General features: G+C 59.6%; 10 protein-coding genes. 9 read left to right on the forward strand and 1 reads right to left on the reverse strand.

Going from position 1 to position 10,247, the window contains the following annotated elements; all coding sequences use genetic code 11:
* The first annotated feature begins 65 nt into the window (after positions 1 to 65).
* The 3 genes from mrcB to OC610_RS03985 are packed head-to-tail and all read left to right on the forward strand — an operon-like array spanning position 66 to position 3,449.
* A complete protein-coding gene (gene mrcB, locus OC610_RS03975; RefSeq protein WP_264426624.1) occupies positions 66 to 2,384 on the forward strand; it encodes a penicillin-binding protein 1B in 2,319 nt (772 codons plus the stop codon).
* A 16-nt stretch (positions 2,385 to 2,400) separates the two neighbouring features.
* Entirely contained in the window at positions 2,401 to 3,120 is a 720-nt protein-coding gene (locus OC610_RS03980) for a tetratricopeptide repeat protein (protein ID WP_217860351.1), read from the forward strand.
* Positions 3,120 to 3,449 (forward strand): YqcC family protein, encoded by a 330-nt coding sequence (locus OC610_RS03985; RefSeq protein WP_264426625.1) that lies wholly within the window; start codon positions 3,120 to 3,122, stop codon positions 3,447 to 3,449. The genes OC610_RS03980 and OC610_RS03985 overlap by 1 nt, the downstream gene beginning before the upstream one ends.
* 6 nt (positions 3,450 to 3,455) lie before the next feature.
* Here OC610_RS03985 and OC610_RS03990 read toward each other — a convergent pair whose 3' ends face one another.
* A complete protein-coding gene (locus OC610_RS03990) occupies positions 3,456 to 3,878 on the reverse strand; it encodes a DUF4124 domain-containing protein (protein ID WP_264426626.1) in 423 nt (140 codons plus the stop codon).
* A gap of 400 nt (positions 3,879 to 4,278) precedes the next feature.
* On the opposite strand from OC610_RS03990, the gene OC610_RS03995 reads away from it, so the two are divergent.
* From OC610_RS03995 to msrQ, 6 genes are all read left to right on the forward strand, one after another.
* A complete protein-coding gene (locus tag OC610_RS03995) occupies positions 4,279 to 6,003 on the forward strand; it encodes an acetolactate synthase 3 large subunit (protein ID WP_030140223.1) in 1,725 nt (574 codons plus the stop codon).
* A 2-nt stretch (positions 6,004 to 6,005) separates the two neighbouring features.
* The gene (ilvN, locus tag OC610_RS04000) at positions 6,006 to 6,497 is read left to right on the forward strand and encodes an acetolactate synthase small subunit (RefSeq protein ID WP_003205610.1); all 492 of its coding nucleotides are present in this window, start codon (positions 6,006 to 6,008) and stop codon (positions 6,495 to 6,497) included.
* Between the two features lie 45 nt (positions 6,498 to 6,542).
* Complete coding sequence (gene ilvC, locus OC610_RS04005) at positions 6,543 to 7,559, forward strand: ketol-acid reductoisomerase (RefSeq protein ID WP_003185459.1); 1,017 nt, start codon at positions 6,543 to 6,545, stop codon at positions 7,557 to 7,559.
* Between the two features lie 143 nt (positions 7,560 to 7,702).
* Positions 7,703 to 8,548, forward strand: a complete 846-nt coding sequence (gene pssA, locus OC610_RS04010; protein ID WP_039593840.1) for a CDP-diacylglycerol--serine O-phosphatidyltransferase — start codon at positions 7,703 to 7,705, stop codon at positions 8,546 to 8,548.
* A 75-nt stretch (positions 8,549 to 8,623) separates the two neighbouring features.
* Positions 8,624 to 9,637 carry a protein-methionine-sulfoxide reductase catalytic subunit MsrP gene (gene msrP, locus OC610_RS04015; RefSeq protein WP_264426627.1) on the forward strand — a complete coding sequence of 338 codons (1,014 nt, stop codon included), beginning with the start codon at positions 8,624 to 8,626 and terminating at the stop codon, positions 9,635 to 9,637.
* Positions 9,637 to 10,247 (forward strand): protein-methionine-sulfoxide reductase heme-binding subunit MsrQ (msrQ, locus tag OC610_RS04020; RefSeq protein ID WP_264426628.1); only part of this gene is annotated, 611 nt, incomplete at its 3' end. The genes msrP and msrQ, both read left to right, overlap by 1 nt.

The raw sequence follows: 10,247 nt of genomic DNA on the forward strand, positions 1-10,247 counted from the left end.
CCGCGCTAACGCAAACCTTGGCGGACTCATGTTGAACCACGACAAAGTGCGTATAATCCGCCGCCATGACTCGTACCCGATCCCCCCGCACCCCCAAGAAACCACCCGCCAGCCGCCTTCGGCCCTGGCTGGGCTGGGCCCTTAAACTGAGCCTGGTAGGCCTTGTCGTGCTTGCCGGTTTTGCCGTCTACCTCGATGCCATCGTCCAGGAGAAGTTCTCCGGCAAGCGCTGGACCATCCCGGCCAAGGTCTATGCCCGGCCGTTGGAACTGTTCGTCGGACAAAAGCTGAGCAAGGACGATTTCCTGACCGAGCTCGATGCCTTGGGTTATCGCCGCGAAAGCGTCGCCAATGGTCCGGGTGCGGCCTCGGTCAACGGCAATACCATCGACCTCAATACCCGTGGGTTCCAGTTCTATGAAGGCATGGAACAGGCGCAACCGGTGCGGGTACGTTTTTCCGGTGACTACGTTGCTGCGCTGACCGGCGCCAACAATGCGAGCCTGTCGGTGGTGCGCCTGGAGCCGCTGCTGATCGGTGGCCTGTATCCCAAGAATCTCGAAGACCGGATCCTGATCAAGATCGACCAGGTGCCACCGTTCCTGCTCGATACGCTGATCGCCGTCGAGGACCGTGATTTCTATCATCACTTCGGCGTATCGCCCAAGTCGATTGCCCGGGCTGTCTGGATCAATACCTCGTCGGGGCATATGCGCCAGGGCGGCAGTACCCTGACCCAGCAGTTGGTGAAGAACTTCTACCTGACCAACGAGCGTAGCCTGACCCGCAAGCTGACCGAAGCCATGATGGCGTTGCTGCTGGAGATGCACTACAGCAAGCAGGAAATTCTTGAGGCCTATCTCAATGAGGTATTCGTCGGCCAGGATGGGCAGCGGGCGGTGCACGGCTTCGGCCTGGCCAGCCAGTTTTTCTTCAGCCAGCCGCTGTCCGAGCTCAAGCTGCATCAAGTGGCGCTGCTGGTGGGCATGGTCAAGGGGCCTTCTTCCTACAATCCGCGTCGCAACCCGGAGCGTGCCCTTGAGCGGCGCAACCTGGTGCTTGACTTGCTGCAGCAACAGGGCGTGGCCACGGCAGAGCAGGTCGAAGCGGCGAAGAAGATGCCGCTGGGCGTGACCCAGCGTGGCAGCCTGGCGGACAGTTCGTTCCCAGGTTTCATGGACCTGGTCAAGCGGCAGCTGCGGGAAGACTATCGCGACGAAGACTTGACCGAAGAAGGCTTGCGGATCTTTACCAGTTTCGACCCAATCCTGCAGATGAAGGCTGAGGCGTCGGTCAATGACACCTTCAAGCGACTGGCGGGGCGCAAGGGTTCTGACGAAGTCGAAGCGGCCATGGTCGTGACCAACCCGGAAACCGGTGAAGTCCAGGCAATGATCGGCAGCCGCCAGGCCAGCTTTGCAGGCTTCAACCGGGCGCTGGACGCGGTGCGGCCGATCGGCTCGCTGATCAAGCCGGCGGTGTATCTCACGGCGTTGGAAAAACCAAGCCAGTACACCCTGACCAGTTGGTTGTCCGACGAGTCATTCTCGGTCAAGGGCGCTGACGGCCAGGTGTGGACGCCGCAGAACTATGATCGCCGCGCCCACGGTACGGTGTTCCTTTATCAGGGACTGGCCCATTCCTACAACCTGTCGACGGCTCGCCTCGGCCTGGAAGTCGGTGTGCCTAACGTGCTCAAGACCTTGGCGCGCCTGGGGGTGACTCGCGAATTCCCAGCGTTCCCATCGATGCTGCTGGGGGCTGGTGGCCTCACGCCGATCGAAGTCGCGGCGATGTACCAGACATTGGCCAATGGCGGCTTCAATACGCCGATGCGCGGCATCCGCAGCGTGCTCACCGCCGACGGCGAGCCGCTCAAGCGTTATCCATTCCAGATCCAGCAACGTTTCGATCCGGCTTCCATTTATCTGATCCAGAGCGCCATGCAGCGAGTCATGCGTGAAGGGACCGGCAGCTCGGTCTATAACGTGCTGCCCCGGACCCTGACCCTGGCCGGCAAGACCGGTACCAGTAACGATTCGCGTGACAGTTGGTTCGCCGGTTTCAGCCAGGATTTGCTGGCGGTGGTCTGGCTGGGGCGTGACGACAACGGCAAGACGCCGTTCACGGGCGCCACCGGTGCGTTGCAGGTCTGGACCAGTTTCATGCGCAAGGCCGATCCGCTGCCGCTGGACATGCCGCAACCGGACAACATCGTCCAGGCCTGGGTCGATTCGCGCACCGGACAGGGCTCCGACGCCAATTGCCCGGGCGCCGTGCAGATGCCGTATATTCGCGGCAGCGAACCGCCACCCGGTGCGGCATGCGGTGGTCAGAATCCCGCCGAATCGGTGATGGATTGGGTCAAGGACTGGATGAATTAAGCAAAGAGGGTTTCAAGTGAACAAGTGGTTGATTCCAGCGGTAACCGCCGTGGCTTTGCTCAGTGGCTGCTCTACCGTACAGCGCGGTTCGATTCCGGTTGTCGATTCCGGTACCGCCGTCTCCAATAGCGAGCGGGTCTCGGCCAATGGTGGTTTCCGTCAAACGACGGTAAAACGGCCGATGCCGGGCCAGGTCCAGGCAATCCCGCAGGGCGACACCGGTGTCGTCGTGATGGTGCCCGGTGGCGGCGCAACGACTTCGGCGCCGATCAGCAGCACGCCGATCACGCCGGGTCCGATTACGCCGGGGCCTATCGAAACCTCGCCAATCAATCAGGGCAGCTACAGCATGCCATCGACGCCGAGCAGCATTCCCTCGGCGGGTTCGGGTGGCTTGTCCGCCGATGAGCAATTGGACGGCCCGGTGTTGGCGCTGTTGACCACGGCGCAACAGCAGCAGGCCGGTGGTGATCTCAATGGCGCTTCATCGAGCCTCGAGCGAGCCCAGCGTGTCGCGCCGCGCGAACCGCAGGTTCTTTATCGACTGGCTCAGGTGCGCATGGCCCAGGGCGATGCGCCGCAAGCTGAACAACTGGCCCGTCGCGGCCTGACGTTCTCCAGCGGCCGTCCGGCACTTCAGGCAAGCCTGTGGGAATTGATTGCCCAGGCTCGCGAGAAACAAGGCGATTCAGCGGGTGCGGCACTGGCCCGCCAGAAAGCCAAGGTTTCCCTCTGATGGATGTTCGTTTCCCCTTGATCGCCGATCAGCTGTTGCTGATCGAGCGAGAGCTGCGGGTGCAGGGCTGGTGGAGCGACGTGTCGCCTTCGGCCGAGGCGCTGGCCAGTGTCGAGCCGTTCGCGGTCGACACCCTGGATTTCGAGCAGTGGTTGCAATGGATCTTTCTTCCGCGGATGAAAGCCATCCTGGAAAACGACCTGCCGCTGCCAAACGCCTCGGGCATCCTGGCCATGGCCGAAATGGTCTATGCCCAGCGGCCGGGGCAGGGCGTCAAGTTGCAGCAGTTGCTCGCGCAGTTCGACCAGTTGATCACCGACGTCAGCTGACGCTGCTCACTGACAGTTTTCTTCAACCTGCTTGCGGGTTTCATCGATGCGCTCGCGCCGCTCTTCCTCGGTAAGGCGGCGCATCTCGCCTTCCACCTCTTCCCGCACCCTGGGGTTGTTCTGCAGTTGCGCCAGGTTGGTCCGGGCCTGTTCGCAGAACGCCTTGAGCTGGGCTTCCTGTTCGACCACTTGCTGCTTCACTTGCTTGTCGATCATTTTCTGATCACCAACGACACCACCTGAAGCGGGCGCTTGCGGTTTGGCGGCAGGCGTCGCGGTCTTGCCCACGGTAGTCGCATCGACGCCCTCGGGCGGCTGGGCGCCAAAATGGGTCACACCTTGGGCGTCCACCCATTTGTAGATCTGGCCGGCCATGCTCATTGGGCTCAGGCCTGCCAGCAGGATGACCGTCAATAACATCGTTCGCATGCTGTTTCCTTGTCCTGGGTTGCGCAATCGAAGCTAACAGAGTAGCCGTTTAAAGGTTTTTTCTTGCGTTCTCATGTGCTTACTTCAATAAAGCACATTGACGACTTGACTTGCAGAGGGCGAAACAGAAGAATCCAAAGTCCGCTGTAGAGGGACTGCCAGAAGCAGACCCACTCGGCAGATCATGAGGCGCACATCCGCGCCGACCTGTTACACCCGCAACGCGTTACCTCGCGCTGGGTGGGAAAGGCCCGCAACACTTGGGACGATCCCAATACTTGCTCAGTCAGTGCTGACGTAGTCGGCGACCACCGTCGCTCATGCTCTGCCGAGAAGTAAACCTATTAAGACCCGTCCCTTTTTCATGGGTCGGTATTCTGGCGTTTTAGAGGTGAACAACGTGGAGCTTTTATCTGGCGGTGAGATGCTCGTCCGCTTCTTGCGTGACGAAGGCGTCAAATATATCTACGGGTACCCCGGTGGTGCTCTCCTTCATGTCTATGATGCCCTGTTCAAAGAACCGGAAGTGACCCACATCCTGGTTCGCCATGAACAAGCTGCCACCCACATGGCTGACGGCTATGCCCGCGCCACCGGCAAGGCCGGCGTGGTCCTGGTGACATCCGGCCCCGGCGCCACGAACGCCATCACCGGTATCGCCACGGCCTACATGGACTCGATTCCGATGGTGATCATCTCCGGCCAGGTGCCCAGCACCATGGTCGGTACCGATGCGTTCCAGGAAACCGACATGATCGGTATCTCCCGGCCGATCGTGAAGCACAGCTTCATGATCAAGCATGCGTCGGAAATCCCGGAAGTCATGAAGAAGGCCTTCTACCTGGCCGAATCCGGCCGTCCGGGCCCGGTCGTAGTGGACGTGCCGAAAGACATGACCAACCCGGCCGAGAAATTCGAATACATCTACCCGAAAAAAGCCAAGCTGCGCTCCTACAGCCCGGCCGTGCGCGGTCACTCGGGACAAATCCGCAAGGCCGCCGAAATGCTGCTGGCGGCCAAGCGTCCCGTGCTGTACTCCGGCGGTGGCGTGATCCTCGGCGGTGGCTCCGCGCCGCTGACCGAATTGGCGAAGATGCTCAACCTGCCGGTCACCAATACGCTGATGGGCCTCGGCGCCTACCCAGGCACCGATCGCCAGTTCATCGGCATGCTCGGCATGCATGGCAGCTACACCGCCAACCTGGCGATGCACCATGCCGATGTCATCCTGGCGGTGGGCGCGCGTTTCGACGACCGTGTCATCAACGGTCCGGCGAAATTCTGCCCGAACGCCAAGATCATCCACATCGATATCGACCCGGCGTCCATCTCCAAGACCATCAAGGCAGACGTGCCGATTGTCGGTCCTGTAGAAAGTGTGCTGACTGAAATGGTCGCCATTCTCAAGGAAATCGGCGAGGCTCCGAACAAGGAGTCCGTGGCCAGCTGGTGGAAGCAGGTTGATGAATGGCGCGGTGATCGCGGCCTGTTTCCCTACGACAAGGGCGACGGCAGCGTGATCAAGCCGCAGACCGTCATCGAGACCCTGTGCGAAGTGACCAAGGGCGATGCGTTCGTGACGTCCGACGTAGGTCAGCACCAGATGTTCGCGGCGCAGTACTACAAGTTCAACAAACCCAACCGCTGGATCAACTCCGGTGGCCTGGGCACCATGGGCTTCGGCTTCCCGGCGGCCATGGGCGTGAAACTGAGCTTCCCGGACAATGATGTGGCCTGCGTGACCGGCGAAGGCAGTATCCAGATGAACATCCAGGAACTGTCGACCTGCCTGCAGTACGGTCTGCCGGTGAAAATCGTCAACCTGAACAACGGCGTACTGGGCATGGTTCGCCAGTGGCAGGACATGAGCTACGGCAGCCGTCACTCGCATTCGTACATGGAATCGTTGCCGGACTTCGTCAAGCTGGTCGAGGCCTATGGTCACGTCGGCATCCGCATCACCGACCTGAAGGACCTGAAGTCCGGGCTTGAAGAAGCCTTCGCGATGAAGGATCGCCTGGTGTTCCTCGATATCCAGGTCGATACCAGCGAGCACGTCTACCCGATGCAGATCAAAGACGGCTCCATGCGCGATATGTGGCTGAGCAAGACGGAGCGTACCTAATCATGCGACACATTATTTCCTTGCTTCTGGAAAACGAACCGGGTGCTCTGTCTCGCGTAGTAGGCCTGTTCTCGCAGCGCAACTACAACATCGAAAGCCTGACCGTGGCACCAACCGAGGACCCGACCCTGTCGCGTCTGACGCTGACCACCGTGGGCCACGATGAGATCATCGAGCAGATCACCAAGAACCTGAACAAGCTGATCGAGGTGGTCAAGCTGGTGGACCTGTCGGAAAGCGCTCATATCGAGCGCGAGCTGATGCTGGTCAAGGTCAAGGCCACCGGCGCCCAACGTGCCGAGATCAAACGCACGACCGATATTTATCGTGGGCAGATCGTCGATGTCAGCGCCAGCGTCTATACCGTTCAGTTGACCGGTACCAGCGACAAGCTCGACAGCTTCATTCAATCGATCGGCACAGCCTCGATTCTGGAAACCGTACGCAGTGGTGTCACCGGGATTGCCCGTGGCGACAAAGTACTGAGCATCTAAACCAAATTAGCGAATGGCCGAAACGGCCGGATATAGGGGAAATTCATGAAAGTTTTCTACGATAAAGATTGCGACCTGTCGATCATCCAAGGCAAGAAAGTCGCCATTATCGGCTACGGCTCCCAAGGTCACGCCCAGGCGTGCAACCTGAAGGATTCGGGCGTTGACGTAACCGTCGGCCTGCGCAAAGGCTCGGCCACCGTTGCCAAGGCCGAGGCCCATGGCCTGAAAGTCACCGACGTGGCTTCCGCCGTTGCCGCTGCCGACCTGGTCATGATCCTGACCCCGGACGAGTTCCAGTCCGCGCTGTACAAGAATGAAATCGAACCGAACATCAAGAAGGGCGCCACCCTGGCCTTCTCCCACGGCTTCGCGATCCACTACAACCAGGTTGTGCCGCGCGCCGACCTCGACGTGATCATGATCGCGCCAAAGGCACCGGGCCACACCGTGCGTTCCGAGTTCGTGAAGGGCGGCGGTATTCCTGACCTGATCGCCATCTACCAGGACGCCTCCGGCAACGCCAAGAACGTCGCCCTGTCCTACGCTGCTGGTGTCGGTGGCGGTCGTACCGGCATCATCGAAACCACCTTCAAGGACGAGACTGAAACCGACCTGTTCGGCGAGCAAGCCGTTCTGTGCGGCGGTACCGTCGAGCTGGTGAAAGCTGGTTTCGAAACCCTGGTTGAAGCCGGCTACGCACCAGAAATGGCCTACTTCGAATGCCTGCACGAACTGAAGCTGATCGTTGACCTCATGTACGAAGGCGGTATCGCCAACATGAACTACTCGATCTCCAACAACGCCGAATACGGCGAGTACGTGACCGGTCCGGAAGTCATCAACGCCGAGTCCCGCCAGGCCATGCGCAACGCCCTGAAACGTATTCAGGACGGCGAATACGCCAAGATGTTCATCAGCGAAGGCGCCACCGGCTATCCTTCGATGACCGCCAAGCGTCGTAACAACGCCGCCCACGGTATCGAAATCATCGGCGAGCAACTGCGCTCGATGATGCCGTGGATCGGTGCCAACAAGATCGTCGACAAAGCCAAGAACTAAGTCGCGAGCTTGATCGAAAAACGCGGCCCTGGCCGCGTTTTTTCGTTTGGGTGGTGGCTTCTGGTATAAAGCTGCATCGTTTGCGGCAGAACCGTCGTTCCAGACACCTGTCGAATTTTTCACACCGTTGCAAGGTATTGCCCATGAGCGAACGTCCCGACGAGTCGAACCAGGCTCCTGACGCCGAAAGCCTGTTGCCTATCGATGAACACGTCGAAGAAGGCCATGACGCTGAAGGCCGCAAGGTCCGGCATCGTGGTATCTATCTGCTGCCGAACCTGTTCACCACCGCGAATCTGTTCGCCGGCTTCTATTCCATCATCAGCTCCATGAGCGCCCAGGCCGCATTGAGTGCTGGCGATAGCGCTGGGGCAAGTCGCTACTTTGCTTTTGCCGCGATTGCGATTTTTGTCGCCATGGTGCTGGACGGCCTGGATGGACGGGTGGCCCGCATGACCAACACCCAAAGCGCATTCGGAGCCGAGTACGACTCGTTGTCCGACATGGTTGCGTTCGGTGTTGCCCCTGCGTTGTTGGCGTTCGGTTGGGCGCTGGGGGACATGGGCAAGGTCGGCTGGATGGTTGCCTTCATTTACGTCGCTGGTGCCGCGTTGCGCCTGGCGCGTTTCAACACGCAGGTCGGTACCGCCGACAAGCGCTACTTCATTGGTCTTGCCAGCCCGGCGGCGGCAGGTGTGGTGGCGGGTGTAGTCTGGGCATTCAGCGACTATGGCATCCAGGGTTCGAAGATGTCCTTCCTGGTAGCGCTGCTGGTAGCGGCGGCCGGGATGCTGATGGTCAGTAACATCAAGTACAACAGCTTCAAGGAGCTGGATCTGAAGGGACGGGTGCCGTTCGTTGCGATCCTCGCCGTGGTGCTGGTGTTCGCCGTGGTATTCAGTGATCCGCCGCGTATCCTGCTGCTGGTATTCCTCGCCTATGCCGCTTCCGGGCCGGTGCAATATTTGCTGCGTCTTCGTCGCCGCTAAACGTTGCCTTAATGTAATCTCCTCCATACTCCGCAGTGTACGGGTGTATCTGCCCTCCAATACTGCGGAGTCGCCATGCTGATCAAGATCCCCAAGACGTCAGACTGTCGTGAGTCTGACGTCACGCCTGAATCATTCTATTTCTCTCGTCGCCAGATGCTCGGTGCCTCCGTGGCCGGCTTGGCAATCGGCAGTCTGCCAAGCTGGGCCGATGCTGCCGATATGGCGCGTTATCCGGATGTCGAGCCCGGAAAGGCGCCTTCCTGGTTTGCCGAGAAGCTTCCAACTACCCAGTGGGGCGCGGTGACGGCAAAGGGGGAGACGATCACGCCGTTCAAAGACGCCACTCACTACAACAACTTCTATGAATTCGGGACGGATAAAGGGGACCCGGCGGCCAACTCCGGTTCGTTGAAAACCGAGCCCTGGAGCGTGGTGGTGGACGGTGAGGTGGGTAAGCCGGGGCGCTATGCCCTGGAAGACTTCATGAAGCCTTATCAATTGGAGGAGCGGATTTATCGGTTGCGTTGCGTTGAGGCGTGGTCAATGGTGATCCCGTGGATCGGTTTCCCCATCTCGGCGCTGCTCAAGCAGGTCGAGCCGACTTCCAAGGCCAAGTTCATTCGCTTCGAAACGTTGCAAGACCCCAAGGCCATGCCGGGCCAGCGTTCAGGTTTTGCCCTGATTGATTGGCCCTATGTGGAAGGTTTGCGATTGGACGAGGCGATGAATCCCCTGGCCATCCTGGCTGTCGGCATGTACGGGCGTGAGTTGCCTAACCAGAACGGCGCGCCGCTGCGATTGGTGGTGCCATGGAAATATGGCTTCAAGAGCGTAAAGTCGATCGTGCGCATCAGCCTGGTGAGTGAGCAGCCCAAGACCACCTGGCAGAGCATTGCGTCCGATGAGTACGGCTTCTATGCCAACGTCAATCCCACCGTTGACCACCCACGCTGGACCCAGGCGAGGGAGCGTCGTCTTCCGAGTGGACTATTCAGCCCCAATGTCCGCGACACATTGATGTTCAACGGTTATGGGGATGAGGTTGCCTCTATATATGCGGGAATGGATTTGAGGAAAGACTACTGATGCGTTTTCCGGTATGGCGTATCAGTGTTTTCCTCGCGGCGGCGACTTGGCCTTTGCTTTGGCTTTATGAGGCGGTGGCGGATTCATTGGGGCCGGACCCGGGCAAGGTCCTGGTGGATCGACTCGGGTTGGGGACGCTGATCCTGTTGTTGATTACCTTGAGCATGACACCGCTGCAAAAAATGACGGGGTGGCCTGGGTGGATCGCTGTCAGGCGTCAGTTGGGGTTGTGGTGCTTTACCTATGTTGTGCTGCACTTGAGCAGTTATGCGGCATTCATCCTGGGGTTCGATTGGTCGAGGCTGGGCGTCGAGCTGAGCAAGCGGCCCTACATTATTGTTGGGGCGCTTGGTTTTCTTGGCCTGCTGGCCTTGGCGATCACATCCAACCGATATAGCCAGCGGCGGCTCGGAACACGCTGGAAGAAGTTGCATCGCCTGGTTTATCTGATTCTCGGGCTTGGCCTGCTTCATATGCTATGGATTGTCCGGGCGGACCTTAAGGAATGGTCGGTATACGCTGGTATCGGGGGACTGTTGCTGGTTTTGAGGATAGGGCCGGTGGCGCGGCGGATTCCTCGATTGACGGGCAGAAAGGTCCCTTCTGCAAC

This window comes from Pseudomonas agronomica (genome assembly GCF_025917275.1).
GTDB lineage: Bacteria > Pseudomonadota > Gammaproteobacteria > Pseudomonadales > Pseudomonadaceae > Aquipseudomonas > Aquipseudomonas agronomica.

What these genes read in the sequence shown, in the direction of transcription:
- OC610_RS03990 (WP_264426626.1), bottom strand. Translation starts at nt 3,878, where the DNA reads ATGCGAACGATGTTATTGACGGTCATCCTGCTGGCAGGCCTGAGCCCA.
- OC610_RS03985 (WP_264426625.1), top strand. Translation starts at nt 3,120, where the DNA reads ATGGATGTTCGTTTCCCCTTGATCGCCGATCAGCTGTTGCTGATCGAG.
- msrP (WP_264426627.1), top strand. Translation starts at nt 8,624, where the DNA reads ATGCTGATCAAGATCCCCAAGACGTCAGACTGTCGTGAGTCTGACGTC.
- ilvN (WP_003205610.1), top strand. Translation starts at nt 6,006, where the DNA reads ATGCGACACATTATTTCCTTGCTTCTGGAAAACGAACCGGGTGCTCTG.
- pssA (WP_039593840.1), top strand. Translation starts at nt 7,703, where the DNA reads ATGAGCGAACGTCCCGACGAGTCGAACCAGGCTCCTGACGCCGAAAGC.
- ilvC (WP_003185459.1), top strand. Translation starts at nt 6,543, where the DNA reads ATGAAAGTTTTCTACGATAAAGATTGCGACCTGTCGATCATCCAAGGC.
- mrcB (WP_264426624.1), top strand. Translation starts at nt 66, where the DNA reads ATGACTCGTACCCGATCCCCCCGCACCCCCAAGAAACCACCCGCCAGC.